Origin of the sequence: Methylophaga sp. UBA3192 (assembly GCA_002363955.1) — a bacterium.
Classification (GTDB): domain Bacteria; phylum Pseudomonadota; class Gammaproteobacteria; order Nitrosococcales; family Methylophagaceae; genus Methylophaga.
On sequence record DEXE01000003.1, the window covers coordinates 332,952 to 359,663 of the forward strand.

28 protein-coding genes are annotated in these 26,712 nt (G+C 46.8%); 18 read left to right on the forward strand and 10 right to left on the reverse strand.

Annotated features, from left to right (window positions below):
• The first annotated feature begins 31 nt into the window (after positions 1 to 31).
• From B2337_RS03190 to B2337_RS03210, 5 genes are read left to right on the forward strand one after another with little or no spacing between them, the layout of a single operon-like run.
• The gene (locus B2337_RS03190; protein ID WP_292413969.1) at positions 32 to 418 is read left to right on the forward strand and encodes a RidA family protein; all 387 of its coding nucleotides are present in this window, start codon (positions 32 to 34) and stop codon (positions 416 to 418) included.
• Positions 419 to 443: 25 nt separating this feature from the next.
• Positions 444 to 2,525 carry an ATP-dependent DNA helicase RecG gene (gene recG / locus B2337_RS03195; RefSeq protein ID WP_292413970.1) on the forward strand — a complete coding sequence of 694 codons (2,082 nt, stop codon included), beginning with the start codon at positions 444 to 446 and terminating at the stop codon, positions 2,523 to 2,525.
• Between the two features lie 13 nt (positions 2,526 to 2,538).
• Entirely contained in the window at positions 2,539 to 3,093 is a 555-nt protein-coding gene (locus tag B2337_RS03200; RefSeq protein WP_292413971.1) for a chorismate--pyruvate lyase family protein, read from the forward strand.
• Entirely contained in the window at positions 3,090 to 3,956 is an 867-nt protein-coding gene (gene ubiA / locus B2337_RS03205; RefSeq protein WP_292413972.1) for a 4-hydroxybenzoate octaprenyltransferase, read from the forward strand. Before B2337_RS03200 ends, ubiA begins: the two co-directional genes overlap by 4 nt.
• 3 nt (positions 3,957 to 3,959) lie before the next feature.
• Positions 3,960 to 4,793, forward strand: a complete 834-nt coding sequence (locus B2337_RS03210; protein ID WP_292413973.1) for a thermonuclease family protein — start codon at positions 3,960 to 3,962, stop codon at positions 4,791 to 4,793.
• A gap of 4 nt (positions 4,794 to 4,797) precedes the next feature.
• On the opposite strand, the gene B2337_RS03215 is transcribed toward B2337_RS03210, so the two are convergent.
• From B2337_RS03215 to B2337_RS03235, 5 genes are all read right to left on the reverse strand, one after another.
• A complete protein-coding gene (locus B2337_RS03215) occupies positions 4,798 to 5,187 on the reverse strand; it encodes a CBS domain-containing protein (protein ID WP_292362236.1) in 390 nt (129 codons plus the stop codon).
• An 18-nt stretch (positions 5,188 to 5,205) separates the two neighbouring features.
• Positions 5,206 to 5,556: a P-II family nitrogen regulator gene (locus B2337_RS03220; protein ID WP_292413974.1), complete on the reverse strand. Its 351-nt coding sequence runs from the start codon at positions 5,554 to 5,556 to the stop codon at positions 5,206 to 5,208.
• Positions 5,553 to 7,043 (reverse strand): DUF1538 domain-containing protein, encoded by a 1,491-nt coding sequence (locus B2337_RS03225; protein WP_292413975.1) that lies wholly within the window; start codon positions 7,041 to 7,043, stop codon positions 5,553 to 5,555. Before B2337_RS03225 ends, B2337_RS03220 begins: the two co-directional genes overlap by 4 nt.
• A gap of 66 nt (positions 7,044 to 7,109) precedes the next feature.
• A complete protein-coding gene (locus B2337_RS03230) occupies positions 7,110 to 8,183 on the reverse strand; it encodes a GGDEF domain-containing protein (protein ID WP_292413976.1) in 1,074 nt (357 codons plus the stop codon).
• Positions 8,184 to 8,220: 37 nt separating this feature from the next.
• The gene (locus B2337_RS03235; RefSeq protein WP_292362240.1) at positions 8,221 to 8,946 is read right to left on the reverse strand and encodes a ComF family protein; all 726 of its coding nucleotides are present in this window, start codon (positions 8,944 to 8,946) and stop codon (positions 8,221 to 8,223) included.
• A 33-nt stretch (positions 8,947 to 8,979) separates the two neighbouring features.
• Between B2337_RS03235 and bioB the strand changes: the two genes are divergently transcribed.
• The 5 genes from bioB to bioD all read left to right on the forward strand — a co-directional run bounded on the left by bioB (position 8,980) and on the right by bioD (position 13,574).
• A complete protein-coding gene (gene bioB / locus B2337_RS03240) occupies positions 8,980 to 9,993 on the forward strand; it encodes a biotin synthase BioB (protein WP_292413977.1) in 1,014 nt (337 codons plus the stop codon).
• Positions 9,994 to 10,105: 112 nt separating this feature from the next.
• A complete protein-coding gene (gene bioF, locus B2337_RS03245) occupies positions 10,106 to 11,278 on the forward strand; it encodes an 8-amino-7-oxononanoate synthase (protein ID WP_292413978.1) in 1,173 nt (390 codons plus the stop codon).
• Positions 11,268 to 12,026 carry a pimeloyl-ACP methyl ester esterase BioH gene (bioH, locus tag B2337_RS03250; protein WP_292413979.1) on the forward strand — a complete coding sequence of 253 codons (759 nt, stop codon included), beginning with the start codon at positions 11,268 to 11,270 and terminating at the stop codon, positions 12,024 to 12,026. The genes bioF and bioH overlap by 11 nt, the downstream gene beginning before the upstream one ends.
• Complete coding sequence (gene bioC / locus B2337_RS03255) at positions 12,019 to 12,918, forward strand: malonyl-ACP O-methyltransferase BioC (RefSeq protein WP_292413980.1); 900 nt, start codon at positions 12,019 to 12,021, stop codon at positions 12,916 to 12,918. Before bioH ends, bioC begins: the two co-directional genes overlap by 8 nt.
• Positions 12,918 to 13,574, forward strand: a complete 657-nt coding sequence (gene bioD / locus B2337_RS03260; protein WP_292413982.1) for a dethiobiotin synthase — start codon at positions 12,918 to 12,920, stop codon at positions 13,572 to 13,574. Before bioC ends, bioD begins: the two co-directional genes overlap by 1 nt.
• A gap of 3 nt (positions 13,575 to 13,577) precedes the next feature.
• Here the strand turns inward: bioD and B2337_RS03265 are convergent, their stop codons facing one another.
• The 3 genes from B2337_RS03265 to B2337_RS03275 all read right to left on the reverse strand — a co-directional run bounded on the left by B2337_RS03265 (position 13,578) and on the right by B2337_RS03275 (position 16,453).
• Complete coding sequence (locus B2337_RS03265; RefSeq protein ID WP_292413983.1) at positions 13,578 to 14,237, reverse strand: glutathione S-transferase; 660 nt, start codon at positions 14,235 to 14,237, stop codon at positions 13,578 to 13,580.
• A gap of 80 nt (positions 14,238 to 14,317) precedes the next feature.
• Positions 14,318 to 14,914, reverse strand: coding sequence for a PilZ domain-containing protein (locus tag B2337_RS03270; protein WP_292413984.1), 597 nt, complete (start codon positions 14,912 to 14,914; stop codon positions 14,318 to 14,320).
• A 129-nt stretch (positions 14,915 to 15,043) separates the two neighbouring features.
• Positions 15,044 to 16,453, reverse strand: coding sequence for a PhoH family protein (locus B2337_RS03275; protein WP_292362250.1), 1,410 nt, complete (start codon positions 16,451 to 16,453; stop codon positions 15,044 to 15,046).
• A gap of 344 nt (positions 16,454 to 16,797) precedes the next feature.
• Between B2337_RS03275 and B2337_RS03280 the strand changes: the two genes are divergently transcribed.
• Both B2337_RS03280 and B2337_RS03285 read left to right on the forward strand, forming a co-directional pair.
• Positions 16,798 to 17,691, forward strand: coding sequence for a mechanosensitive ion channel domain-containing protein (locus B2337_RS03280; RefSeq protein ID WP_292362251.1), 894 nt, complete (start codon positions 16,798 to 16,800; stop codon positions 17,689 to 17,691).
• Positions 17,692 to 17,833: 142 nt separating this feature from the next.
• Positions 17,834 to 18,874: a DUF2235 domain-containing protein gene (locus tag B2337_RS03285; protein ID WP_292413985.1), complete on the forward strand. Its 1,041-nt coding sequence runs from the start codon at positions 17,834 to 17,836 to the stop codon at positions 18,872 to 18,874.
• Between the two features lie 17 nt (positions 18,875 to 18,891).
• Here B2337_RS03285 and B2337_RS03290 read toward each other — a convergent pair whose 3' ends face one another.
• Positions 18,892 to 19,146 carry a hypothetical protein gene (locus B2337_RS03290; protein WP_292362253.1) on the reverse strand — a complete coding sequence of 85 codons (255 nt, stop codon included), beginning with the start codon at positions 19,144 to 19,146 and terminating at the stop codon, positions 18,892 to 18,894.
• A 211-nt stretch (positions 19,147 to 19,357) separates the two neighbouring features.
• Between B2337_RS03290 and B2337_RS03295 the strand changes: the two genes are divergently transcribed.
• Entirely contained in the window at positions 19,358 to 20,320 is a 963-nt protein-coding gene (locus B2337_RS03295; RefSeq protein WP_292413986.1) for an arsenic resistance protein, read from the forward strand.
• A gap of 3 nt (positions 20,321 to 20,323) precedes the next feature.
• Entirely contained in the window at positions 20,324 to 20,926 is a 603-nt protein-coding gene (locus B2337_RS03300; RefSeq protein ID WP_292363961.1) for an exopolysaccharide biosynthesis protein, read from the forward strand.
• 67 nt (positions 20,927 to 20,993) lie between these two features.
• Here the strand turns inward: B2337_RS03300 and B2337_RS03305 are convergent, their stop codons facing one another.
• Positions 20,994 to 22,058, reverse strand: a complete 1,065-nt coding sequence (locus B2337_RS03305) for a virginiamycin B lyase family protein (protein WP_292413987.1) — start codon at positions 22,056 to 22,058, stop codon at positions 20,994 to 20,996.
• Positions 22,059 to 22,234: 176 nt separating this feature from the next.
• On the opposite strand from B2337_RS03305, the gene B2337_RS03310 reads away from it, so the two are divergent.
• From B2337_RS03310 to egtD, 4 genes are all read left to right on the forward strand, one after another.
• Positions 22,235 to 22,957 (forward strand): ZIP family metal transporter, encoded by a 723-nt coding sequence (locus B2337_RS03310; protein ID WP_292413988.1) that lies wholly within the window; start codon positions 22,235 to 22,237, stop codon positions 22,955 to 22,957.
• Between the two features lie 321 nt (positions 22,958 to 23,278).
• Positions 23,279 to 24,136 carry a hypothetical protein gene (locus B2337_RS03315; RefSeq protein WP_292413989.1) on the forward strand — a complete coding sequence of 286 codons (858 nt, stop codon included), beginning with the start codon at positions 23,279 to 23,281 and terminating at the stop codon, positions 24,134 to 24,136.
• Between the two features lie 279 nt (positions 24,137 to 24,415).
• The gene (gene egtB, locus B2337_RS03320; protein WP_292362259.1) at positions 24,416 to 25,681 is read left to right on the forward strand and encodes an ergothioneine biosynthesis protein EgtB; all 1,266 of its coding nucleotides are present in this window, start codon (positions 24,416 to 24,418) and stop codon (positions 25,679 to 25,681) included.
• Complete coding sequence (gene egtD, locus B2337_RS03325; RefSeq protein WP_292362260.1) at positions 25,681 to 26,685, forward strand: L-histidine N(alpha)-methyltransferase; 1,005 nt, start codon at positions 25,681 to 25,683, stop codon at positions 26,683 to 26,685. The genes egtB and egtD overlap by 1 nt, the downstream gene beginning before the upstream one ends.
• The last annotated feature ends 27 nt before the right edge of the window (positions 26,686 to 26,712 follow it).

The following is a 26,712-nucleotide window of genomic DNA, read 5'->3' on the forward strand; positions in this document are numbered from 1 at the left end:
GTCGTTTTAAGACGACTTAGCCGGAGTTTTTATGTCCCGAGAAATCATTCACACCAGCAACGCGCCAGAAGCGATTGGAACTTATTCACAAGCAGTCAAAGTTGGCGATGTTGTTTACTTGTCCGGTCAAATTCCCTTAGTGCCGGAAACCATGACGGTTATTGAAGGTGATTTCGCTACACAAGTGCGTCGGGTGTTTGATAATTTATCTGCTGTTGCAGCCGCGGCGGGCGGAAGTTTACAAGACGTCATCAAACTGAATATTTATCTGACCGATCTGGCGCATTTCGGCACCGTCAACGAAATCATGGCTGACTACTTTCAACAACCATATCCAGCACGTGCAGCGATTGGTGTCGCGTCTCTCCCAAAAGACGTACCTGTTGAAATGGATGCTATTCTGCATCTTGGCGCATAACGTCGATATTTAGTGACCGTAACAAGTGACTGAGCTGGCCATTGCCGATCCGGTCACATCGCTGAAAGGCGTGGGTGAAAAACTCGCCGAGAAGCTTGAAAAACTGGGGATCCGCCAGATTCAGGATTTGCTGTTTCATCTGCCATTACGCTATCAGGATCGAACGCGGTTAATGCCTATCGGCAGTTTACGGCCACAACAGGAAAAACTGGTTGAAGGGGTTATCCAGCTCAGTCAGGTTAAATTTGGACGGCGTAGATCATTGCTTTGTCACGTCAGCGATGGCACTGGTGCTTTGGTATTACGCTTTTTTCATTTCTCCAAAAGCCAGCAACAGCAATTAGCAAAAGGTCAGCGAATTCGCTGTTTTGGTGAAATACGCAGTGGCCCGTCAGCTTTGGAAATGGTGCATCCCGAATATCAGTTAATTCAGGGTGATGCACCGTTTGCTGTCGAAGAAGCCTTAACCCCAGTTTATCCAACGACTGAAGGTTTACACCAGCTATCCTGGCGTAAATTATTAACTCAGGCCCTGAATCTGCTGGATCAGCAAACCATGCCGGCTTACTTGCCTGAAGCTTTACTGGATCCGCGCGTTGCACATTTTGATCTGACGCAAGCCTTGAAATTTGTGCATTTACCTCCGCCGGATTGTGATGTCAGTCAGTTAATCTCCCGTGAGCATCCTGCCCAGAAACGATTGGCATTTGAAGAATTGCTGGCCCAACAACTCAGCATGCGGCAGATTCGCTATCGTACTCAGCAACATCAGGCACCCATGTTTAATGCTGATCTGTTCAGTAAAAAGTTTTTACAAGAGCTGCCGTTTCCATTAACCGGCGCTCAACAACGTGTTATCAGAGAGATCCGTGAAGATCTTCAACAGACTATGCCGATGCAGCGACTGGTGCAGGGCGATGTCGGATCCGGCAAAACCGTGGTGGCCGCTTTATCCGCATTAATGGCTGTTTCCAGTGGTTATCAGGCGGTGATGATGGCGCCCACAGAATTATTAGCCGAACAGCATTATCAGACATTTCGTAACTGGCTTGAGCCGTTAGGTATTCAGGTCGGGTGGTGTGCCGGTAAACAAACAGCAGCGCAGCGTCGACAGGTTATCGCCGCACTGGCTGAAGGTGAAATCAACATTGCTGTGGGCACCCATGCGTTATTTCAGGATGAGGTGACGTTTAATAAACTGGGTCTGGTGATTATTGATGAACAGCATCGGTTTGGGGTGCATCAGCGCATGGCCTTACGGGATAAAGGCAAAGCGGTGGATATTCTGCCACACCAACTGGTGATGACCGCTACGCCGATTCCCCGCACCTTAGCGATGACAGCGTATGCCGATTTAAATGTATCCGTTATTGATGAGTTACCTCCCGGCAGGCAACCGGTGACTACGGTGGTAGTCGCCGACAATCGGCGTCAGGAAGTGATTGAACGAATCCATGTCGCCTGTCAGCAAAAACGTCAGGTTTATTGGGTGTGCACCTTGATTGAAGAGTCTGAGCATTTACAATGTCAGGCAGCAGAAGATACCGCTGAGCAATTGCAGCAGGCATTACCTGATCTGCGTATTGCGCTGGTACATGGACGGATGAAATCGGCAGATAAAGAGCGAGTGATGCAGTCCTTCAAACAGGGTGAAATTGATCTGCTGGTGGCGACTACGGTGATTGAAGTCGGCGTGGATGTGCCCAATGCCAGTTTGATGGTGATTGAAAATGCCGAACGGCTTGGTCTGGCTCAATTACATCAGTTACGTGGCCGGGTAGGACGCGGCACGGTACAGAGTCATTGTGTATTGATGTACCATCCGCCGCTGTCGGAAAATGGTCTGGCCCGACTGGCCTGTTTACGTGAAAGTAATGATGGTTTTGTGATTGCCCAGCGCGATCTGGAAATTCGCGGGCCGGGCGAAGTATTGGGTACAAGACAAACGGGATTGCCCCAGTTTCGTGTGGCCGATTTACTGGCCGATCAGGATTTGTTGCCCGCCGTGACCAAAGCGGCTGAAACATTAATAAAACACCATCCAGACAAAGTCGCACCGTTAATCAACCGCTGGTTCGGCACCAAACTGAGCTTCGGACAAGTATGAGTTCCAATTTTTTATGATGAAAAGCCAAGCACACTGGCATCCTGCTGCGACTGCCAAGCTGCCAAACGAATTGGCTGGCTGGCTAACCGATAAAGGTTCGTTGACCCTGCGCTTGCAACAGACCAGTCAGCAGCAATTCAGTGTGGATCTGCAGCAGTCCGGTTGGCAAAAACCATTGACTGAGGAGGCTTTGAAACTTGAGCAACCCTTACATGAACATGTCTATTGTCGTGAGGTGATTTTGCGCGACGGGGATGAAGCCCGTGTATTTGCCCGCACCATTGTGCCGCGTGTCAGCTATCAGGCATTGCAGGCGCATTTGCATATTCATCATCTGGGTAACCGTTCATTGGGTGAGATTCTGTTTACGGATCCGGCCATTAAACGTGGCTCTCTGGAAGTTGCCAGTTTGCGGGCAGGACACAGCCTGTTTGAATTGGCAAAACAAAGCGGTATTGAGATGGACGATAGTGCAATTATGTGGGCAAGGCGTTCGTGCTTTTATTTTGCCGATAACAGCTTATTGGTCTGTGAAATGTTCTTACCCCATCAGGATTGGTCTAAATGATAAGCATATGGAGTCGTCTGCAGCCTTACTGGCAACTGACACGAATGAATCGGCCAATAGGTATTTTATTACTGCTGTGGCCAACCCTAGCCGCATTGTGGATTGCCGCTGGTGGACTGCCTGATATCAAAATTCTGCTGATTTTTATTGCGGGTGTAGTTTTAATGCGAGCAGCTGGTTGTGCGATTAATGATTATGCCGATCGGCATATCGATGGTCAGGTATGGCGTACCGAAAACCGACCATTGGCGACCGGGGCATTGACTGCAAAACAGGCAGTGTTGGCCTTTGTGACCCTGTCTTTATTGGCGTTTCTGCTGGTGCTATTCCTTAATCCGTTCACAATTATGTTGTCGCTGGTGGCCGTGATGCTGGCGGCGATCTATCCCTTTATGAAACGCTTTACCTACCTGCCGCAACTGGTATTGGGCATGGCGTTTGGTTGGGCAATACCAATGGCGTTTGCCGCCCAGACCAATAGCTTGCCAGTCATTGCCTGGTGGTTATTTGTCGCCAATATTGTGTGGACCACCATGTACGATACATTTTATGCGATGGCCGATCGTGAAGATGATCTGCAAGCCGGAGTGAAGTCTACCGCGATTTTATTCGGTAAAAATGACTTGTTCATTCAAGCCTTATTACAACTTGGCTATGTGTTGATCATGGTGATGATAGGTCTGCAATTGCAGCTGGGCATGGTGTTTTATCTGGGCTTATTGATTGCTGCACTATTTTTTATCTATCAATTGCGCTTAAGCAGCCATCGTGAGCGAAATGCCTGCTTACAAGCCTTTCTGAATAATAACTGGGTAGGCGCGGTGGTGTTTTTCAGTATTGTTCTGCATTACAGTCTGGTTTAATTGATGGCGAGATATTGCTATTCGGTTTTTCTGCTGGTTTGCTTATCTTTTTCGGTCGGTGCCACCGAGATTTATCAATGGAAAGATGAAAGCGGTCGGCAAATTTTCTCAGATCAACCGGTTGATCCGGCTGCTGAGGTTCTCGATCTTCAACCCAATTCCAATCGTTATTTATTTAATGTAAAACGGGTTTATGACGGGGATACACTGGTACTGGAAAATAATGAACGGGTCAGGTTACTGAGTATCAATACGCCGGAAATCAGCTCACGGCACCGGGAAGCCGAACCCGGCGGTATCGCAGCCAGAGACTGGTTAAGAGATCAGTTAAAACAGGGGCAGGTCTATCTGCAATATGATGCTGAAAGACGTGATCGTTATGATCGCCTGTTGGCTTATGCCTGGACACCAGAAGGTGACTTTATTAACGAAAAACTGTTGCAACAGGGGCTGGCAGCACTGACTTTGCAGCCACCTAATTTACACTATGCAGACCAATTGATAGCTGCCCAGCAACACGCCCTAGATCAGAAAACAGGCATATGGGCAGATAAACATTATCAGCCTCGTAAAGTGTCAACGATTAATGAAACGGCTTATCGAGGCTGGCAGCGCTGGCGGTTAATGGTCAAATCAAAATCACAAACCCGTGATTATTGGGTGTTGAAGATCAACAACAAGGTAAGCCTGCGTATTGCCAAAAAACAGCAGACCCTGTTTCCGCCATTAGAAGACTATTTGAACAAGCCTCTGGAAGTCCATGGCTGGATGTCGAAACGGGGTGATCAATACAGTATGTATATAAAGCATCCCAGTGCAATCAAGCTATTGGATTAACGTTTTATTCGATTTCGCTTAGCAGTTGTTCCATGATGTCATTCATTGCCACCAGGCCGATCAGATCGTTATTGTTCACCACCAACAAACGTTTCACCCGGTGCGTGGTCATCAAAGTGGCGACATGTGTTATCGATAAATCTTCCCCAACCGTAATGACGGGTTTGGCACATATATCGTAAACATTGAGCAGATCAATATCACCTTCCTCAGCAATAACGGTTTTCAGAATATCGCTATAGGTGATCAAACCAAACGCATCATGATGATTCTGTTTGTCGACTACCAGAGATTTTATCTTGTGGCGCTTCATCAGGCTTAACGCTTCACGCATTTTGGCAAACGGTGAAATTGTCACCACGTTGGAAATCATAACGTCTTTAACTAATCGCATCGGGGTAATCCTTGATATCTAGAGAGACTCACGTAAATGCTGCTGGAATTTTTCTACCTGAGAAGTATCAATACCAACCAGATGTTCCAGTGGCAGGGTAAAAACCAGACCATTCGAATCCTGATTATCGGGCATAAGAATTTTTTGAATAGCTTTGACTACCTGGAGTGACAGGCCTTTTTCCAGCACCATCAATAAAACACTTTGACTACCGTCGTAACTGAGGCCAAAGAATGTTTTTTTGGCGTTGTTGCTGATACCGCGAGCAGTCATCAATGTGATACCGCCCGCCCCTAAATCCCTTGCTGCATCAATGGCAGCCTGTTCACTTTCTTCCGGAACAATCGCGACAAGAACAGAAAATTTCATGCGTTCACCTTTTTCAATGTCGTCATGAGATGCATCGCAATAGCATAGAGCATGACCGTTATGATTGGAAAGATAGAAGCAAAGGCTATCAAGCCAAAGCCATCCATCAGAATATTGCGGCCTTCGATATGTGTTGCCAGACCGATACCCAGTGCCGTCACCAAGGGCACGGTTACTTCGGAGGTTGTCACACCACCAAGATCATATGCCAGCGGCACAATATATTTGGGTGCAATCAGGGTGAGCACGATGACGATTAAGTATCCGCCAATAATGTAATGATGGATCGAGTCGCCCGCGATAATACGATGTACGCCGATAGTGATGCCAACCGCCACCCCTATAGCCACTAATATTCGAATGACATTGCCATTTATTCTGCCGGAAGCCGCTTCCTCAGCCTGTTGACCGATAGCAATCAAGGCGGGTTCCGCCATGGTTGTGGCAAAACCTATGGCAAAAGCAAACAGATAGACATAGACAATGTGCTGATTTTTTATCAGCTGTTCAGCCATGCTGCTGCCGATGGGAAACAAACCCATTTTCAAACCGACCACAAATGCATATAAACCAAATAACACCATAGCAAAGCCTAAAACCACTTTACGTGGGTTAGTTAACGGGCGTTTTAACACCAGATACTGGAAAAACAGGATAGTGATGATGATAGGCAAGACATCGCCCACCATGCCCAGTAAATCCATCAGCATGGTCATCGGACCGGAGATAGCCTCTTGCTGAGCCGTGTCTATACTGAGCTCTGCTGCCGGAGCAGTTTCAGCCCCACTGAACACGACAATCCCATACAGCTGCACCGTTATCATCGGTACCATCACTGCCATTGCTACAATGCCAAAACCGTCAATAAGTGGATTACGCCCACGAATGGATGAGGCTAAACCAATACCTAAAGCCGCTATTAATGGCACTGTCACAATATTGGTGGTCACACCGCCAGAATCATAAGCCAGACCCACAATTTCAGCCGGAGTAAAAAAGGTTATGGTTACAACAAGCAGATAGCCAATGATCATGAACCAGTGCAGCGGATAACCAAATAAAATCCGAAATACCCCAAGCGCAACCACAAAGCCCACCGATATGGCCACAAGAAAACGTAGAATCAGCGCGTCAATTCGACCTTCACTGATTTCCTCGGCCTGTTCGGCTACGGCAATTAATGCCGGTTCGGCAATGACAGCAGAAAAGCCCAGAGCAAAACCAAATGACAATAAAATCCACAAGGAACCACGTTTGGTAAATTGATTGGAAAGGCTTTTGCCGACCGGGAAAATACTGAGCTCAAGACCCCGCAGGAACAATGCGACGCCAATAGCCACGATAAACAACCCGATACTGATGCTCAGGGTGTCATCAGGAATACTCTGTAAGATAAAGGTTTGAAAAATAACCACTACAATCACGATGGGCAGCAGGTTTTTCATTGCATGCATAAATGCATCTGAAAATGCTTTCAGTTGATTCACTGCATCCTCTTACGTTGTAGTATGGAATTGATTGTAAAGACTGTTATTCAGCGCCACAAGCTGATCTCACGCCTCAGCACTGACCTTTACCTGATTGCGTCCGGACAGTTTGGCGCCATACACAGCCTGATCTGCAGATTGCAATAAGCGTTTTACGGTCATATTACTGCCAGGTTCCAGAGTTGATACACCCACTGACAAGGTGACGCGTAATGTTTTCCCTGAATTAGCAGTAAAATGCGTTTCAGCAACTGTTTTCCGCATCCGTTCGGCAATATCTGCTGCGACCACACCACTGGCATCCGCCAGTAATACAACAAATTCCTCACCACCGTAGCGAGCCAGCACATCACCCTGGCGCAGGCTGTCATTAAGCAGCTGGGCGACATGCTTAAGCACTTGATCGCCAGTTTGATGTCCATGACTATCGTTTATGCGTTTGAAATAATCCAGATCAACAAATAAACAGGACAAAGCAGTTTTGTTACGAATAGCCCGACTGAACTCTTCCACGATGCGCTGATCAAAAAAACGACGATTATTCACGCCGGTCAGTGGATCACGCAGACCGACCAGTTTTACTTCTTCATGCAAACGCGCATTTTCGATACAGGCTGATACCACGGCAGCCAGATGTTGCAGAAACTGTGTGCCGATATTGGATTGAAATCGATTGGGATTGCGGCTGCCTAAATTCAGACTGCCAATTAACTGATTCTGACGTATCAGGGGGAGCAGGGCAACTGATCCCAATTCACTATGTGAGGGAAACAGTTGCTGATGTTGATGAGGTGAAAAGCTGGTCAGACGTGGAATGCGCCGTAAACTGAAGAACTGTTCCAGACGTTGAACGGATTCGGTAAATAACAAATGGTTTTGCCATTGCTGTATTTCTGGCACTGACTCCAGCAAACGTTGGAATTCATATTCCGGATCATGCAACATCAGCGTGACGGTCGTCAGTTGAAAGCGATGTTTATGTTCTTCGAGGATCAATTTCAGTAACGGCTCCAGGCCGCTGCTATTCAGCAAGCTTAATTCATATTGCTGAAAGTTGAGCTGTTTCCGCTCATTGCTTTTGGCAATACGGAGCAGATCATCCAATCGATCTTGAAGCGTCGTCACGTCTTTTTGAGGCATGCAACAGCCTTGAGCACTGAAATGAGTGAGGTGAGACCTAATAATGGCGTATTGCGCGGGCAATTGTCCATACTTCTACTGTCTCTATACCATTTTGCTGTAAACATCGGCTGGCTTCGGCGACCGTATGTCCCGTGGTATATACATCATCGACCAGTGCAACATGTTTGTAAGGCAATGCTTTAGCAACGGCAAAGGCCTGTTTTAGATTACGTTTGCGTTGTTTACCGCTCAGGCCGGATTGTGGACTAGTATTACGCTGGCGGATCAAACCGTGTTTATCGGTTGCTACACCAAGTCTTCTCGACAGCGCAGCGGCCAGTTGAGCTGACTGGTTATAACCACGTTCGCGTAACCGACTGGGATGCAATGGGACAGGGATAAGTATTTCGGGCAATGGCTGGTGTCGTTGATGGATTTTATCTGCCAGCAGTCGGGCAAACAGCTGTGTAAATGCCAATTGCTGATGAAACTTAAAAGCAGCGATACAATGATTAACTGGCGCTTCATAACGAAACAATGCAACAGTTGATTGCTGTGGTGGCGGTTGTTGCAAGCATTGGCCGCAAATTCCTGTTTCATTCAGCGGTATAGCACATTGCTGACAACACGTATCCAACCACGGCAACTCATCTGCACAGGCGCTGCAAAGCACATCATCTGGACTAAAGTCACCACAGAGGAAGCAGGGAATCGGCAACAGTTTGCTGTATAATTCTGCCAAACGATGCGTCACTACAGCACGAAAGTTTCTGGCCATCATGTTATTAATCCATTAAATCTGATGAAGAAGCCCATGACTGAAAATATAGCAGAAAAGACCGCGCCGCTCCGCCATGACTGGCAGCAGGCGGAAATTGAAGCCTTGTTTGATTTGCCATTTGCGGATCTGATGTACCAAGCGCAAACCATTCACCGGCAGAATTTTGATGCCAATGCTGTACAAATCAGTACCTTGCTGAGTATCAAAACCGGTGGTTGTGCCGAAGATTGCGGTTACTGCCCGCAAAGTGCGCATCATCCATCGGCAGTGAAAGCCGAACCGTTAATGCCTCTGGATAAAGTGCTCGAATCTGCTGCGCAGGCCAAATCCACCGGTGCCAGCCGTTTTTGTATGGGCGCTGCCTGGCGTAACCTGAAAGATCGCGATGTGGATCGTGTCGTCGCGATGATTGAAGGCGTTAAGGATATGGGGCTGGAAACCTGCGTCACGCTGGGTATGCTGGAAAATCACCAGGCCAAGCGTCTGAAAGATGCTGGTCTGGATTATTACAATCACAATCTGGATACCTCTCCGGAATTCTATGGTGAAATCATCTCAACGCGTACCTATCAGGATCGACTGGATACCTTAACTCATGTTCGTGAAGCGGGTATTCATGTCTGCAGTGGCGGCATTGTCGGTATGGGCGAAAGCCGTAAAGATCGGGCCGGTTTATTAATCAGCCTGGCCAATCTGCCGAGTCATCCTGAGAGCGTGCCAATCAATTTGTTGGTGCAAGTCGAAGGCACGCCACTGGATGGAATTAATAATCTGGACCCGTTTGAATTTGTCCGCACCATCGCAGTCGCGCGCATTATGATGCCGCAGTCGTTTGTCAGACTCTCTGCCGGTCGTGAAAACATGACCGATGAATTACAAGCAATGAGTTTCCTGGCCGGTGCCAACTCGATTTTCTATGGTGAAAAACTGCTGACTACAGACAATCCGGATACTGATCATGATCAACGTTTATTCAAACGTCTGGGGATCACACCATTACAAGTCGGCCAGCAGCAACAGGAAGATAAACACTGTTCAGCTGCATAAACCTTTTCATAACTAATTGGATGCTCTGTGTGGTCTTGCCGCACAGAGCATTTCACTTAAAGGCAATCGCCTTTTTAATTGCTTCACGTAGCTGATTTATCGAGGCGCTTTCGTGTCACAACTTCCCTGGCAATCACAACTTCAACAAGCGTTAAAAGAACGACAAGCTGCTGGTTTGTATCGTCGCTCGCGTTTGCGTGATGGTGAACAGGGTGTTGAGGTCGTATTGGATGGCCGTAAATTATTGTCGTTCAGCAGTAATGATTATCTAGGCCTGGCAGCACATCCGGCATTAAAAACCGCATTTGTCGAGGCATTGGATCGTGAAGGTGTTGGCAGTGGGGCTGCGCATTTACTCACCGGCCACAGTCGTTATCATCATCAGCTGGAACAGGCTCTGGCAGAATTTACCGGACAACAACGAGTTCTGCTGTTTTCGACCGGTTATATGGCCAATATCGGTGTGATTGATGGTTTGCTCGGTAAAACCGATGTTGTCGTCCAGGACAAGTTGAACCATGCATCGTTACTTGATGGGGGCCGTCTTTGCGACGCCCAGCAATTACGATATCCCCATGTGGATATGGGCTTATTGCATCAACGACTGCATACTGCTGCCAACGCCCGAAATAAATTGATCGTCAGTGATGGTGTATTCAGTATGGACGGGGATATTGCCCCATTACCGGAAATCATGGATTTAGCCGAACAGCATAAAGCGGGCGTAATAATTGATGATGCGCATGGACTTGGGGTGCTGGGTCAAAACGGTGGCGGTGTGATTGAGCAGTTTGGCTTAACACAGCACAAGCCGATATTGGTCGGCACCTTTGGCAAAGCCTTTGGCACAGCAGGGGCTTTTGTTGCCGCTGATGAAGTGGTGATTGAGACTCTGGTGCAACAGGCTCGCAGTTTTATCTACACCACCGCGCAGCCACCGGCTATCGCTGCAGCGACATTGGCGAGTCTGAAACTGATTAAACAGGAAAGCTGGCGGCGCGATAAATTACAGCAGTTGATTCAACAGTTCCGTGACGGTGCAGCCCAATTAGGCTTGCCATTAATGCCCTCACAAACGGCAATTCAACCCCTGTTGATTGGTGACGATAAAACAGCACTTAAATTGGGACAGGATCTGGAACAGCAGGGCATCTTGGTAGGCATTATCCGACCACCGACCGTGCCGAAAAACACCGCCCGATTGCGTATCACGCTGTCTGCGGCCCATGATGTCTGGCATATTGAGCAATTACTGCTCGGTTTGGAGCGCAGCTATGTACATTAAACAGATGGGGCAGGGCCCAGATGTGGTAATGCTGCATGGCTGGAGTATGCATAGTGATGTCTGGCAGCCGCTTGCTGAAATACTGGCCCAGCAGTTCACCTTGCATCTGATTGATTTACCGGGCCATGGACAGTCCGAATGGCAGGCTGATGCGTTGCAAATTGACAAAGTATTAACCCAACTTGCTGATAACGTCCCCCAAACGGCATATTGGTTGGGCTGGTCATTAGGTGGACAGCTGAGCCTGGCTTTTGCATCACGCTATCCACAACGTGTCACCAAATTAGTTTTGATGGCTGCCAATCCAAAATTTGTCACCGCTGACAATTGGAGTGAGGCAATGGATGCGGCAGTGTTTGCGGTATTTGCCGGACAGCTGAACCATGATCAACGCGAAACGTTAAAACGCTTTGTGCTGCTTCAGGCGCGTGGTGCAAAAGGCAGCCGGGAAACCATTCAGCTACTGGCAGAAAAAACGGCTGATAATGTCGCACATCCTGAGGCTTTACAGGCTGGATTAGCGTTATTGGAAACGTTGGACTTACGTTCTGAGCTCGCGCAGTTACAGATACCGGTGAAATGTCTATTAGGGGATCGCGACCAGTTGGTGCCGATAACGTTGGTTGAATCCTTGTCTGAATTAAATAAAACCATTTCAATTGATCGCATTGCCGGAGCAGGACACGCACCGTTTATCTCTCAACCTCAGTTATGTGCCGATAAAATCAATGAGTTTTTCAATGACTGAGCAAGCCTTACGCCCGGAAAAAAATCGCGTAGCGCGAGCCTTTGGCAATGCGGCGAACAGTTATGATGATGTGGCGATTTTACAGCGTGATACGGCAGATGAAATGCTGGAACGTCTGGAACTGGTTAAAATCAAACCCCAGCATATTCTGGACTTGGGGACCGGCACCGGACGCAACCTGGCTTTACTGCAACATCGTTATCCTGACGCCCAACAAATAGCCGTGGATATTGCTCCCGCTATGCTCAAGCAGGCTAGACAACGTTATCGGCATGATCAAGGAGTGCGCCGCTGGCTACCTGGGCAAAAATCACCCCGCTTCATAACAGGCGATGCTGAGCAATTACCGTTAGCCGATAACAGCGTGGATTTGGTATATGCCAACCTGGCTTTGCAGTGGTGTGACTTAACCGCTGCGTTTACCGAGATACAAAGGGTATTGCGTCCAGGTGGTTTGTTAATGTTCAGTACGCTTGGGCCCGACACCTTGCAGGAACTTCGCCAAAGCTGGGCTGCGGTGGATGATTATCCACATATCAATGTGTTTCTGGATATGCATGATGTGGCCGAAGCAATGTTTGCCGCCGGACTCAGTGCTCAGGTTTTGGACAGTGATCGACATAGTCTGTTGTATCCGAGTCTGATCAATATGATGCGTGATTTACAGCAATTAGGTGCACGTAATGTTAATCAGGGGCGCCGCCGTGGCCTGACCGGTAAAAACACGCTGAAAAAAGTGACTGCTGCCAGTGAACAATTTCGGGTCAATGGTCAACTTCCAGCCACTTATGAAGTGATTTATGGACATGCCTGGGCGGGGGAGAATTCTCTGCCGATGACCGAAGATGGCTGTGTGGCAGTCAGTCTCGACCAATTGAGAAGCAAGCTCTGATGACTCAGCATATATTTGTTACCGGCACCGATACCGAAGTCGGCAAAACACGTATCAGTGTCGGACTGATCAAAGTCTTACAACAGCAAGGCCTCAGAGTTGCGGCAATGAAACCGGTGGCCAGCGGCTGTGAGTGGCGGGATGGGCAATTGCAAAATGAGGATGCACTGGCCTTAAGCCAGCAGGCAGATATCAAATTACCTTATTTGCAGGTCAATCCTTATGCCTTTGAACCTGCGATTGCCCCACATCTGGCAGCGAAACAGGTAGGGGAAACCATTTCACTGACTGTTCTTGAAAGCCAATTTGCCGAGATGCAGTTACAGGCAGATGCCGTCGTAGTCGAAGGAGCGGGGGGCTGGCTGGTGCCATTAAATGATCAGCAAACAATTGCCGATTTGGCGAAAGCATTGAAGTTACCTGTAGTGTTGGTGGTGGCGATAAAACTGGGCTGTATTAACCATGCTCTGCTGACGGTTCAGGCGATTGCCGATTCGGGTCTGAAGCTGGTGGGGTGGGTAGCCAATGACTTTCTTGATGACTCGCAGTCAACCGCGATTATCCAAAGTCTGAAGCAACGTATCGCGGCGCCCTGTCTGGGGATTGTGCCCAAGCTGGCTGAAGATGAAGATGCCAGCGTATATCTGAATTTATAACGCTTATTGTTGCTGCATTACCGGGAAAACAGTGATTTCATCTCCTGTCTGCCATTGCGGATATTTATGCATCACTTGTTTGAACAAATCGGATTGTAAAAATCCATTCAGCCAATTTTGCAGTTTCGGATAATCCGCTTCGACAAACCAGTCCCAATCCACCAAAGCAAACTGTCGGATAAATGGCAGGAGGGCATAATCCACCAAGGTCAGCGAATCGGAGACTAAGCCCAGATGTTTTGTCAGACGCTGTTCCAGTTTATCCAGAAATTGCTCGCCTTGTTCGCGGTAAAACTGCTGATTATGTTCGGGATAGCGGTCAGCGTATTTACAGCGGTCCAGCGCCTGTTTAAAGCTGACATCATTTTCTTCAATCAGGACAAACGTCTCCTTACGTTGCTGTTCATCCAGTGATTGCCAGATAGCATGATTTTCAGCCGCCCAAAGCATAATATCCAAACTCTCTTGCAAAACTTTGCCATTCGTCTGCACCAATACTGGAACGGTGGCTTTTGGCGAGACTTCCAGCAGTTCAGCAGGTTTATCTTTCAATACTACTTCGCGTAATTCCACTTCATTACCCGCTATGGTAATAGCCAGTCGGGCCCGCATGGCATATGGGCAACGTCGGAAACTGTATAGAGTGGAGAGTTGGGTAGACATGAATCGCTCTCTGTTGATTTATCAGCCAATACGGCAGGAGGCTTATAAAGCAGAAGGTGTTACATGATGTTGTTATTCAGTTAAGCCGGTTTGCTGTTACGCAGCTCTTCTGCCTGTCGGTTTAATGTGTGTTTTACCAGAATATTTCTATCAGTTTCACTCATGTGAGTAAACGCCATTCGCAGATAAAAGCTTTTACCCTCTACACTTTCAATTAATTGATCACAGGCAATGACTTTGGCAATGGCACGGATATGCAAACCGCCCGGCAATAACTGCATTCTGACTTCCATCGCGGAACGGGGCTGGAAGGGACTTTCTGTCACAAAAGCTAATCCGCCAGCGCTAAGATTGACCTCAGCGGCTGATTCAGGATTAAGCGGAGTATGTAATAACTGAACATTCTGCGCCAGCAGATTCACTTTATCATCAAGCATTCGCAGGGCTCTGGCGATATCCCTGTCGGTATGACCGATTTGGTCGGTCAGATGATTAAAACTTTTTTGGATCGATGACATTTGCTGAGTCAACTGTCCGGCTTCAGGCGTGGCATCAATAATGGCCTGACCAATTTGCTCAGCTTCAGCAGTGCTGAGTGGAACGACGGACATAACCAAACGATCATTAATGCGGAAAAATTCCCGGCGTTCGGCACCGGTTGGAGGGATATCGTTCATCTTATGTCTTCCTGTTGCCTGCGACCCAATAAATGAATCAATGCTGATTTTATTTAATAAAGTATAAACATCGGGTGACCCTGGGGGATTTCTCCCAGTGCCGCCCGATGTCATTAATCACACAACAGATTACAAGTTTTCTGAAGCAAAGTCAGCCAGTCGTGAACGTTCACCACGCAGCAGGGTGATATGTCCGCTATGCGGCCAGTTCTTGAAATGATCCACCACGTAAGTCAGACCCGAAGTGGTTTCACTTAAGTATGGGGTATCAATCTGTGAAATGTTGCCCAGACAGACAATCTTGGTGCCGGGACCTGCCCGGGTAATCAGGGTTTTCATCTGTTTGGAGGTCAGATTCTGTGCTTCATCGATAATAATAAAACGGTTAAGGAAGGTACGACCCCGCATAAAGTTCAGTGAGCGAATCTTGATCCAGCGTTGCAGCAAATCATTGGTTGCCTGCCGGCCCCAGTCGCCACCATCGGTTTTGTTGAGTACCTCAAGGTTATCCATCAACGCGCCCATCCACGGCGTCATTTTTTCTTCTTCTGTCCCGGGCAGAAAACCGATATCTTCCCCCACTGGTACGGTGACACGGGTCATGATGATTTCACCATAGCGTTTGTGTTCGATACATTGGGTTAAGGCGGCGGCCAGCGTCAGCAAGGTCTTACCGGTACCGGCCTGTCCCAGCAGAGTGACAAAATCAATTTCCGGATCCATTAACAGATTCAACGCAAAATTCTGCTCACGGTTGCGTGCGGTAATGCCCCAGACTGAATGGTTCTCACGACGATAATCATGAATCAGCTCAATGTCAGCGGTGGTTTCATTGTTGTTACGCACTACCGCTTCAATGGCCCGTTCTTCGCCGGGTGAATAAATCAGCTGGTTGGGATACCAGTCTTTGACGACTTCTCCTTCGACCTGATAAAAGGTACGGCCATCTTCAGTCCACGATTCGAGGCGGTTTAAATCTTCCCAGAAATCGGCTTTCAGCTCACTGGAACCGCGATACAGCAGATCCACATCATCAAGTACTTTATCGTTGTAATAATCTTCGGCGCAGATACCTAACACAGTGGCTTTAATACGCAGATTAATATCTTTGGAAACCAGAATAACGTTGGTATCGATTTGAGCTTGTTGCAGGTTGATAGCAACAGCAAGAATGGCATTGTCGGCTATTTGTCCGGGTAATTCTTTAGGTAATTCTCCGGCCATCTGGCGGGTTTGGAAAAATAAACGACCACTGGCCTGGGGCACATCACTGTTGATAACGCTCGGCAGAGGAATACCCGAATTTATGGCATCGTTATCTGCGGCCTGTTCTAACAAATCATCGAGAAAACGGCTGACCTGACGCACATTTCGCGACACTTCGGATAAACCTTTTTTACCTCTATCAAGTTCTTCCAGTACCACCATGGGCAGAAAAATATCGTGTTCATCAAAGCGGAATAAAGCAGTGGGATCGTGCATCAGCACATTGGTATCAAGCACAAACAGACGTTTTGTCGCGTCGGGTCGTTTAATCATTCGGAGTAGATCCTCTTGTTGAATTGACGTGCCTGCGTTTGATTATGATCGAAGTAAATGCATCTGCAAAGGGGAATCAGGCGTATTTATCGTACCTAATCAACTAGATCATTGAATCGGATATAAATAATTTTGTTGAAAAGCACTTTTTAAGCGTAGGGCTGCCAATACGTCACTATCGCAGGATATTTTTTTAGCTGGTTAAGAAGCGTTTTACGGCTTAAACCCAGGATTGTCAGTAAGTCCTTAGATTCATGCCATTATCCTGACGGCTTATGATCCGGTGTAAGATTTGGGTATTATTGGTAACGTTATATTCAACGTTAAAGTAACAGGCTGCTTAAATGAACGAAAAACTTGGAATTTCCCAGGAAACCTTTGCATTTTTTGCTCCGATTATCAGCTTGTTTGGCAGCACTTTTCTCCTGCTTCTGGTGATGCTGGTATTAAATTCTGTTGCTTCCCGGTTTATTCGTCGAACCATTGATTCCACAGAATTACGTCGCAAATGGCTGGTTCAGACCCGCAACGGCATTATTCTCATTTTCATTCTCGGGCTCATATTAATCTGGGGCGAAGAACTCAGAACGCTGGCGTTATCGGTGGTTGCCATTGCCGTAGCCTTTGTAGTGGCCACCAAGGAACTGATTTTGTGTGTAACGGGGTCATTACTGAAAACCGGTGCTGGTTCGTTTAATATTGGCGATCGTATTCAAATCAAGGATTTCCGTGGCGACGTTATTGATCAAACCTTATTAGCGACCACCATTCTGGAAGTGGGTCCCGGAAAGCTTACTCATCAACGTACGGGACGTATGGCCGTTATTCCCAATGCGTTATTTGTCTCCGAGCCTGTCATAAATGAAAGTTATACCCGGCAATATGTCCTGCATGTTTTTACCGTGCCATTCAAACGCACGGATAAATGGCAAACTGCCCAACAGGCCTTATTGTCGGCGGCTGCAAAACATTGTCAGCCCTATCTGGAAAATGCCCGTATCTATATGCAGAAACTGAGTGATGAACGTGGGTTGGATGCGAGTTCGGTTGATCCTCGTGTCACGATTCAGGTTCCTACCGCTGCAGAAATTCATCTGGTGGTGCGTTTCCCGGTACGGGCTTCTCAGCGCAGTTATATTGAACAGCTGATTCTGTCCGAGGTGTTTACCGAAGACTTTTCGGGCAAAGGCAAAAGTACAGAGGAAGAAGCCGAAGAAGAGGCAGAAGAAAAAGCATAATCCTCAAAGATGACTGGTTAAGGTATTGTTTCTGAAATGATTCAGGTTTACTGTCACAACTGATGTTCTGGGCAGAGAGCCTGATATGAAAGCTGTAAGCTAACGCTTTGCTGCCGGATAAAACGACCGACGGAGCACGCTGATGACAAAGCGGATAGTAGTTTGTGCAGACGGTACCTGGAATAGACCGGAAAAGGATCTGGCCAAAGATTTCCCCACCAACGTACTTCGAATGGCGCGTTCGATTGATCCGAGAGGGTCTGATGGCATCACGCAGCAGGTATTTTACGACTGGGGAATCGGCTCTTATTATGAACAGGTGCTCGGTGGTACCACCGGCAAGGGCCTGAATAAAAACATCATGGACGATTACCGTTATATTGTTCAGAACTACCAGCCGGGCGATGAGATTTTTCTGTTTGGCTTTAGCCGTGGCGCTTACACCGTTCGCAGTTTAAGTGGTTTGATTTATAACTGCGGCATTCTCAAACGACCGGATGCCAGACTGATTGAAGCGGCATTCGAGCATTACAAAAAACCCGGTTACAGTTACGCACCGGATGGCAAAAAGTCGATTGCTTTTCGTGAAGCGCATTCACATAAAAGTCGTCAGATTAAATTTGTTGGCGTATGGGATACCGTTGGTGCATTAGGTATTCCGATATCTTTTCTCGGTTTATTGAACAAAAAAGACGAATTTTACGATACCAAAATCGGCCCTAATGTCGATATTGCCCGACATGCGATGGCGATCGATGAAGTGCGTTCAGATTTTGAACCGACCATCTGGGATCCGCGGGAAAAGCTGGATCTCAAACAGGTGTGGTTTGCCGGTGTACACAGCAATATTGGCGGGAGTTATGCGCCGGATAAAGAAACCGGTGGCTTGTTATCCGATATTCCACTTGAATGGATGATGCAGCAGGCAGCTGAAGCTGGATTAGTGCTCGAAACGCATCTTAAAAGCAGTTTGAATGGCCGTTATGATGCGACTTTGCATAACTCACGTAAACATATATATCGTTCGAAAAGGCCTTTATATCGCCCTATAAACCATAATAAAAGTGAGGTATTAATTCATCAGACTGTGAAACAACGTTGGGATAACGATGAGGCGTATCGCCCTAAAAATCTGCTGCAGTTTCTGGAGCAGAACGACGGCTGGCCGACATTAGTCAATTAATCTGATAACAGGTGTCATTATTCCTGATATTTGGGCTTATCGGTGTTGTCATCTTCATCAGTCGTTTTATGATCATCCACCGGATCATCAGTGACAGCGGTGCCAGCTCCTGATTGATCACCTGTTTGTGACTCTTCAATGGTCACTTTTTCTTTACCCTCTTTACTGTCAATGACGACTTGTTTACCTTCACCTTCAGCGGCAAGCACCACGGTTATAAAACACAGTGATAAGAGGGTAGGAAGAACTGTTTTGCCGAAAATATGTTGCATCGATAAATCCTTTGTTGAAAAAACGTAGTGAATTGGCTCTGTCATCTTCAGCATCAAAGCGCAGATACGGTTTACCATGTTGCCAGTTATAAAGCATCAGGTAGCGAGGTTCGTTAACTTCAGTTAATCAGGAAAAGAAAAAACAGCATAAACCCCGGGCGACTGAAATAATAATTTCGGGCTTTTTATTTTATCTGCAAGGATCCCATCATTGACACATCTGTCTCTGGAAAAAAATCAGCTGTTTATTTATCTGTTGGCCGTGTTACTTGGGTTGATTTTGGGTGTTATGGTGCCAGAGATGGGTGGCCGGTTGGAAATCGTCGTATGGCCGTTATTAGCGGCCTTGATGTATACAACGTTTACCCAGGTTCCATTAACGCATCTGCGGGACGCTTTTTACAAACCTGAAGTACTACTGGCAGCCATTCTGGGGAATTTTGTGTTGATTCCTCTTGCAGTCGCCTGTCTGCTGCTGGTCGCTCCCGATGACCCCGCTGTAAAACTGGGTATTTTATTAGTGTTATTGGTGCCGTGCACGGATTGGTTTATTACCTTTACTCAGCTTGGCGGTGGTGATACCAGACTGGCAATCACTTTTGCCCCGATAAGCCTGCTGTTGCAAATCCTGTTGTTACCATTCTATCTCTGGCTGTTTCTCGGTGATGAGTTTCATCTGAATCTGGCACAGGGTGAGATGGTTTGGGCATTTTTCAGTTTGATTATCGTGCCATTGATGCTGGCATTTCTGACTCAAAAATGGTTAGCGAAGCAGGATAATGGTGAGCGGGTAATCAATTTTCTGGCATGGTTTCCGGTGCTGTTATTAGCCATGGTGATGTTTATTATTGCGATATCGCAAGTCATTATCGTGCTGCAGTCCGTCAGCTTATTATTCCACTTATCAGTAATATTTTTGTTGTTCCTGGCTATTACGGCCGTAATGGCCAGGCTTTTATCCAGGTTATTTAAACTTTCATCACGGCAGGGTAGGGTACTTGCATTCAGCTTTGGCACCCGTAATTCTTTTGTGATGTTACCCATTGCCCTGGCGTTGCCCGCTTCATATGAGCTGGCAGTCGTGGTCATTGTGTTTCAATCATTAGTCGAGTTGATCGCCATGATGGTGTTTTTGTGGTGGGTGCCAAAGCATCTTTTTCCTTTAAGCAGGTAACTAATGATGGGTAAGAATCATCCGGTAACCGATCTCGAAGAATTGTTTGATTGTATTGGTGAAGCGGCTGAGCAAAGGCCCAATCAAAACGTTTCGATTGACCTTATTATGGATATGATAGGCCGTCGTTCTTTTGGACCACTGTTGCTTTTGGCTGGCTTGATTATATTAGCACCGGTTATTGGCGATATCCCCGGGGTTCCAAGTATCATGGGCGTGTTTATCTTTTTAGTCGCCATACAGTTATTGACGGGGCAGGAACACTTCTGGTTACCAAAATGGTTATTACAACGTGCTGTTCCTGGTGACAAGTTATTAAAGGCTGTGAGATGGTTGCGAAGACCTGCTCACTTTATCGATAAACTGATACGACCACGTTTGTTGATCTTTGTTAATGGGACCGCCAAATTTGCGATAGCCAGTGTCTGTATTTTGATTGCAGTCATGCTACCGTTTATGGAAGTCATCCCTTTCAGCGCCAACGCAGCCGGTATCGCCCTGGTTGCTTTTGGCCTGGCGCTGATAGCCAGAGACGGCCTGCTCGCATTGTTGTCATTTATTCTGACAGGCCTGACTGCCTGGGTTATTTTCTCCAATTTACTTTAATTCAAATCTGAGAAAAGCCGGCCACCGTATTTTTCTGGCAGATAATAAATTGGTACTTTTATGACTGTTAATCCGGTACCACTGCACGGCCAATGGTATGTGCATCGGTGCCAAACCAGATGGCATTGCTGGTTTCGTCAAACACCATATGCCGCACAGTCTGACCGCCTGATGGAACTTCATCTATCGCTATAAATTGTTCGGTTTTGCTATCAAAACCGATAAACCGGTTTGGTTGTAACCCTGTTTCCACGTACCAGATTCGATCCTGGTTATCGACGGTCATCGCATACAAGCCTGCGGCTTCGCCTCCCGGAGTCCGCCATTGCTGCATGGATTCATCTTGCGGGTTATAGACGCCCACATAACCAACACCTGCATCCACCCACCAGACACGGCCATCTGATGTCAGACCAATTCGACGGATAATACTTTCTTCATCAGGGGTGTTAATGATATCGAGTTGCATGGACTTTGGATCCACTGTGCCGATGGCATTGCTGCCCATAAAGGCAATCCATGGACGATTCTGCTTATCCACAACCAATCCGTAAGGCCGCATATTGTTTCCGGGGACTTCAATAATTTCCAACTCACCTGAGTCGGTGGCTAATTTACCGATAAAACCGGCCTGGCCAGAACGCTGCACGGTAAACCAGATATTGCCATCTGAAGTCCAATCCATTGTGTGCGGGTCATTAACACCCTTTGGCATATCAAAACGAGTCACATCACCGGTATCTGGATCCAGACGGCCGATATGCCGGTCTTTATTACCGGCATACCAGGGATAACCCTCAGCATCGACAATCACGGTATGCGGGCCTGCTTTAGGAATGTCGAAACGCTGCATTTCACCGGTTTGCGGATCCAGTCTCGCCACATAATCACCCACCTGTCCGACAAACCAGACGCTGCCATCGGGACTGACATACGGATCCCGTGGCCGGGTATTTTTCCATTCAACACGCCACTCGCGGAAATTCAGGGAAACTCTGTCAGCTTCTTTTACGATATTTTTATCGTTCGGTGAGTCAGCCATAGCCACGTCGCCGAGGATGAGCCCTGTTACTGTTGTCAGAAAATAGGCTATAAAGCGATGAAATTGAGTTGCCTGTTTGAGTGTTGTCATGTTCGTTCTCCATGCTTTTTGGGTGATGCGTTTCAATGATTGACATGTGGATGTGATAAAAGTGCTGATTAATGAATGATTTAAATATTCAAATTCAGCTTGGAAAGGTGCAGTCAATTTATCTAACATCGAATGCATTAATAAACAGCATTCTCAGCAAGTAATGAAGGTCACCAATGGATAACTCACCCGTTTTACAGATTGTATTACTCACGATGGCCGCGGGTATCTGCATCCCTGTCGGTGGTTTTGTGGCCAGTTTTGAGCGGATACATTCGCAATGGCTGGAAAAAGAATTAAGACATTTTATTATCGCTTTGGGAGGCGGCATTTTGCTGGGTGCGGTGATGCTGGTGCTGGTTCCCGAAGGCATAGAGAATATGGGAGATTCAGTTTGGGGTATTTTGTTTATTGTCGCTGGCGGGTTGATTTTTTTCTATATAGAACGGTTGCTCGGTTTCCACAAAAATGAATCTCCCCAACTATTGGGCATGATATTGGATTATGTGCCAGAAGCGATCGCGTTAGGCGGGTTGATGGCATTGAACCCGGCTTCAGGACCTTTACTGGCATTGTTGATAGGGTTACAGAATCTCCCCGAAGGTTTTAACGCCTATCGTGAGCTGAAACAGCACAACAGGCATGGCAATGTACTGGGCAAGATGACATTGTTTGTTGTGCTTGGTCCGGTAGCCGGATTGGCGGGATATTTCTTTTTATCTGAACATCCCGCCATTCTCGGGGCGATTATGCTGTTTGCCTCAGGTGGCATTCTGTATCTGGTGTTTCAGGACATTGCCCCACAATCAAAACTCGCCAGACACTGGGCACCACCATTGGGAGCTGTTTTCGGCTTTTGTCTGGCCCTGTTCAGCCATCTGTTGCTGAGTCATTCCTGACCATTAACGGCACAGAAATGATCACCGAAGTCTCGCTGGATGATTATTTTTCGTGAACTTTAACCTATGTAATATCTGCCAGTATATTAGGTTGTTACCTTGAACCTCACTGTATCTTTGAAAGCGCTCTCAGCACAGTAACTAAAGTGCTATTCCAACACTTGGAAACGTCGAAAAGTATTCGTTGTAATTCTGTTTTATTCAATTGCCTGAATGTCATTCAGGCGTTTAAAAAAGTTAATTTCTGGGCAACTAATGCCTAAGTGATTTTCCTCAAAAAAAACAAATCCGGATTTGAAAGCAAATTAAAAGGAACGCGATATGGAAACTCTCTCAGAAAACAGCAACAGCAGCGTGTCATGGGCAGCTATTTTTGCCGGAGCGGTCAGCGCTGCGGCCATAACTCTCATCATGTTAATTTTAGGTTTTGGATTAGGCTTTTCAGTGATTTCGCCCTGGCAGAATGAAGGTGTGAGTATGCAAACCATTGGCTGGTCAACGATTATCTGGCTGACGGTAACACAACTTGTTTCCGCTGGATTGGGTGGCTATATAGCCGGTCGATTAAGAACCCGATGGACTGATATTAATATTGATGAAGTCTATTTTCGTGACACAGCACATGGCCTGATCAGTTGGGCTGTGGCAACGCTTCTGGTCGCGGTCTTAATTCTTTCCAGTGTGGGCGCGGTGATTAGTGGTACTGCCAAAGCTGGCGCTTCAGTGGCACAAGGTGCAACCTCAGCAATGCCTGCAATCAGTAAAGCTGTGTCTGACTCATCCGATTACTTTACGGATGCACTTTTGCGTACCGCTCCTGGCGCGGAAGTCGCACAACATGCAGACGGCGAGGTTCGTGATGAAATATCCAATATTATCGTTCAGGCCTTGCGTGACGGGGAGCTAAATGAAGATGATAAACAATATATTGTGGGGTTAGTCGCTAACTATACTGAACTGGATGAAGGCGAGGCCGGGCAACGTGTCAATGCGGTAGTCGATCGAGCTCAGCAAGCGGCTGCCGACGCTGAACAGGCCGCGCGTGAAGCAGCTGATGCCGCATTGGAAGGGGCTACCTTTGCCTCGCTATGGATTTTTATCGCGTTATTGATTGGCGCGTATATCGCCAGCTTTATGGCGACAATAGGTGGTCGCCAACGTGATTCAGTTATCCATTAATCATTCAGCGTAATGTCAGACAGTCTTTATCAGGGAGAAATAACATGCGATCCATTCTTTTATGGTTTTTAGGTGTCCCCATTCCCATTATCATTATATTGGCGATTCTGTTGTGAATTAACAGGCTGTTGAGTGAAGCCGTTTATGGCTTCGCTCTTCGGTATAAAAGTTAAACTGCTCACCGACTTCAAACCGGTCAGGTGATTGATAAACCCCAGATATGGAGTTGAATCAATGACAACGAATAAGCAAGCAACAAACCGAACGTTCAGGGGTGAGATGACTGAAGATCTTCTTTCCTCCCTACAACAGTTATTTGTAGAAGTACGCCAGCAGACTGAACAAATTTGCGCCAAACTGGAAATTGAAGATCAAGTGGTGCAACCGGCGGCATTTGTCAGCCCTCCAAAATGGCATCTGGCGCATACTTCGTGGTTTTTTGACTGCTTCATTCTGGAACCGCTGAATCTGGCTCAGACCAGTAAATCACCGCAATATCATTTTTTATTTAACTCCTATTATAAGAGTCTGGGATCTCATTGGTTACAGTCCAGCCGAGGTCAGCTGTCGCGTCCGACGGTTAAAGAAATCATGAGTTATCGTCATCGGATTACGGAAGCCATTGTGGCGCTTTTTGAATCGAATTCGCTTTCTAAACAGCAGTTGGAAGTTCTTGCTGTCGGAATACAGCATGAGCAACAGCATCAGGAACTGCTGTTGATGGATATTAAATTTATTCTGGGCAACCAGCCCTGGCCCGAGGCGTATCAGCAAGCTGCCGATGCAGATAAACTTCTGCTTCCTGCAAGGGCACTGGGCTGGTTAGAGTCGACAGAAAATATTTCCTTGTTTGGAGCCCGTCTGACCGGGTTTTCCTATGATAATGAACGTCCTCGTCACAGACGCTGGATAAGTGGTTTTCAGTTAGCTGATCGATTGATTAATAACGGCGAGTATATGGATTTTATGACGGATGGTGGCTACCGTCGACCAGAACTTTGGTTAAGTGATGGCTGGGACTGGGTGCAGCAAAACCAGATCTGCCATCCATTGTACTGGCGTAAACAGAATCATCACTGGGACGAATATCATCTGAGTGGATTAGAGCCATTAAATCCTAATTTACCTGTCAGCCATATCAGTTTTTATGAGGCAGATGCCTATGCGCGCTGGTTGGGCGCAAGGTTACCCACCGAGTTTGAACTGGAGGCGTACTGCTCAAAAGATAAAGCATTGTTTGAGAAAGAAACGGCTTTCTGGGATCCTGATGAAACGGTTTATCCCTCACCGGAAAGAGCCTGTGATGCGTTTGATACCGGTCTGCTCTGGCAATGGACCAACAGTGCTTATGCACCTTATCCTGGATTCAAAACCACTAATACGGCTCTGGGTGAATATAATGGTAAATTTATGGCAAACCAATATGTTTTGAAAGGTGGATCTGTTGCGACTCCAAAACATCATATGCGCGCCAGCTATCGAAATTTTTATCGCCCATCAGATCGCTGGGCATTTACTGGTATTCGATTGGCAAGAGATTTGTAATGACCTATCTGGTATTAGATTCCTTACGGGATCAAACACAGGATGCCTTGAAAGAACAGTTTGCCTTTGATGTGTTGATGGGATTTTCCGCGCCTTCAAAATCTCTGCCCAGCAAATATTTTTATGATGCCCATGGCAGTCGGTTATTTGAGCAAATCACAGAACTGGAAGAGTATTATCCTACCCGTTGTGAGTTTGAGATTCTTAATAAGGTGGGGGGCGAGATTGCTGATTTTATCGCCGATGATCCCTTTGAAATCGTTGAGCTGGGTGCCGGGGATGGACGTAAAACCAAGGTGTTGCTAAACCAGATGTTACAAACCACCCATCAGTTTTCCTATGTTCCGATAGATATTTCGGAAACGGCTATGGCGGATCTGGTCAGCTCATTGAACCTCTCTCATCCTTCATTGGTTACGCATGGCATTGTCGGTGATTATTTTGCCAGTATCCGTCATTTGGAAGGCATTTCCGACAGTCGCAAGTTAGTATTATTACTGGGATCCAATATTGGCAATTTTGATTTTCCCAGCGCTAAACGTTTTTTACACAGTATATGGAAGTGTTTGAATCATGAAGATTTATTGTTGATTGGTTTTGATCTGAAAAAAGATATCGACGTCTTAACCAAAGCCTATAATGATAAACAAGGTGTGACCCGAGCATTTAATCTGAATATATTGACGCGTATTAATAACGAGCTGGAGGGAGAATTTGATTTAACACGTTTTACCCACCATGGAATGTACAATCCACGCCATGGTGCAATGGAAAGTTATCTGGTGTCGATTGAGCCGCAGCAAGTACATATCGGTGCGCTGGAAAAGACCTTTGAATTTGATGCCTATGAAGCCATTCATCTGGAGCTTTCCCATAAATATCTTTTATCCGACATGCAGAAACTGGCTAATGAGACCGGCTTTACCGTACTGAAAAACTGGCAGGATTCGCAAGAATATTTTGCTGATGGACTTTGGCAGGTCAATAAGGACTTCCCTGAATAATTTGTAATTTGTCCTTTGAGATTTTCA

What these genes read in the sequence shown, in the direction of transcription:
- B2337_RS03275 (WP_292362250.1), bottom strand. Translation starts at nt 16,453, where the DNA reads ATGATTAAACGACCCGACGCGACAAAACGTCTGTTTGTGCTTGATACC.
- B2337_RS03230 (WP_292413976.1), bottom strand. Translation starts at nt 8,183, where the DNA reads ATGCCTCAAAAAGACGTGACGACGCTTCAAGATCGATTGGATGATCTG.
- bioD (WP_292413982.1), top strand. Translation starts at nt 12,918, where the DNA reads ATGACTCAGCATATATTTGTTACCGGCACCGATACCGAAGTCGGCAAA.
- B2337_RS03285 (WP_292413985.1), top strand. Translation starts at nt 17,834, where the DNA reads ATGACAAAGCGGATAGTAGTTTGTGCAGACGGTACCTGGAATAGACCG.
- ubiA (WP_292413972.1), top strand. Translation starts at nt 3,090, where the DNA reads ATGATAAGCATATGGAGTCGTCTGCAGCCTTACTGGCAACTGACACGA.
- B2337_RS03310 (WP_292413988.1), top strand. Translation starts at nt 22,235, where the DNA reads ATGGATAACTCACCCGTTTTACAGATTGTATTACTCACGATGGCCGCG.
- B2337_RS03220 (WP_292413974.1), bottom strand. Translation starts at nt 5,556, where the DNA reads ATGAAATTTTCTGTTCTTGTCGCGATTGTTCCGGAAGAAAGTGAACAG.
- bioC (WP_292413980.1), top strand. Translation starts at nt 12,019, where the DNA reads ATGACTGAGCAAGCCTTACGCCCGGAAAAAAATCGCGTAGCGCGAGCC.
- B2337_RS03235 (WP_292362240.1), bottom strand. Translation starts at nt 8,946, where the DNA reads ATGATGGCCAGAAACTTTCGTGCTGTAGTGACGCATCGTTTGGCAGAA.
- egtB (WP_292362259.1), top strand. Translation starts at nt 24,416, where the DNA reads ATGACTGAAGATCTTCTTTCCTCCCTACAACAGTTATTTGTAGAAGTA.
- B2337_RS03305 (WP_292413987.1), bottom strand. Translation starts at nt 22,058, where the DNA reads ATGACAACACTCAAACAGGCAACTCAATTTCATCGCTTTATAGCCTAT.
- B2337_RS03290 (WP_292362253.1), bottom strand. Translation starts at nt 19,146, where the DNA reads ATGCAACATATTTTCGGCAAAACAGTTCTTCCTACCCTCTTATCACTG.
- bioB (WP_292413977.1), top strand. Translation starts at nt 8,980, where the DNA reads ATGACTGAAAATATAGCAGAAAAGACCGCGCCGCTCCGCCATGACTGG.
- B2337_RS03190 (WP_292413969.1), top strand. Translation starts at nt 32, where the DNA reads ATGTCCCGAGAAATCATTCACACCAGCAACGCGCCAGAAGCGATTGGA.
- egtD (WP_292362260.1), top strand. Translation starts at nt 25,681, where the DNA reads ATGACCTATCTGGTATTAGATTCCTTACGGGATCAAACACAGGATGCC.
- B2337_RS03210 (WP_292413973.1), top strand. Translation starts at nt 3,960, where the DNA reads ATGGCGAGATATTGCTATTCGGTTTTTCTGCTGGTTTGCTTATCTTTT.
- bioH (WP_292413979.1), top strand. Translation starts at nt 11,268, where the DNA reads ATGTACATTAAACAGATGGGGCAGGGCCCAGATGTGGTAATGCTGCAT.
- B2337_RS03300 (WP_292363961.1), top strand. Translation starts at nt 20,324, where the DNA reads ATGATGGGTAAGAATCATCCGGTAACCGATCTCGAAGAATTGTTTGAT.
- B2337_RS03280 (WP_292362251.1), top strand. Translation starts at nt 16,798, where the DNA reads ATGAACGAAAAACTTGGAATTTCCCAGGAAACCTTTGCATTTTTTGCT.
- B2337_RS03200 (WP_292413971.1), top strand. Translation starts at nt 2,539, where the DNA reads ATGATGAAAAGCCAAGCACACTGGCATCCTGCTGCGACTGCCAAGCTG.
- B2337_RS03270 (WP_292413984.1), bottom strand. Translation starts at nt 14,914, where the DNA reads ATGAACGATATCCCTCCAACCGGTGCCGAACGCCGGGAATTTTTCCGC.
- B2337_RS03265 (WP_292413983.1), bottom strand. Translation starts at nt 14,237, where the DNA reads ATGTCTACCCAACTCTCCACTCTATACAGTTTCCGACGTTGCCCATAT.
- B2337_RS03215 (WP_292362236.1), bottom strand. Translation starts at nt 5,187, where the DNA reads ATGCGATTAGTTAAAGACGTTATGATTTCCAACGTGGTGACAATTTCA.
- B2337_RS03315 (WP_292413989.1), top strand. Translation starts at nt 23,279, where the DNA reads ATGGAAACTCTCTCAGAAAACAGCAACAGCAGCGTGTCATGGGCAGCT.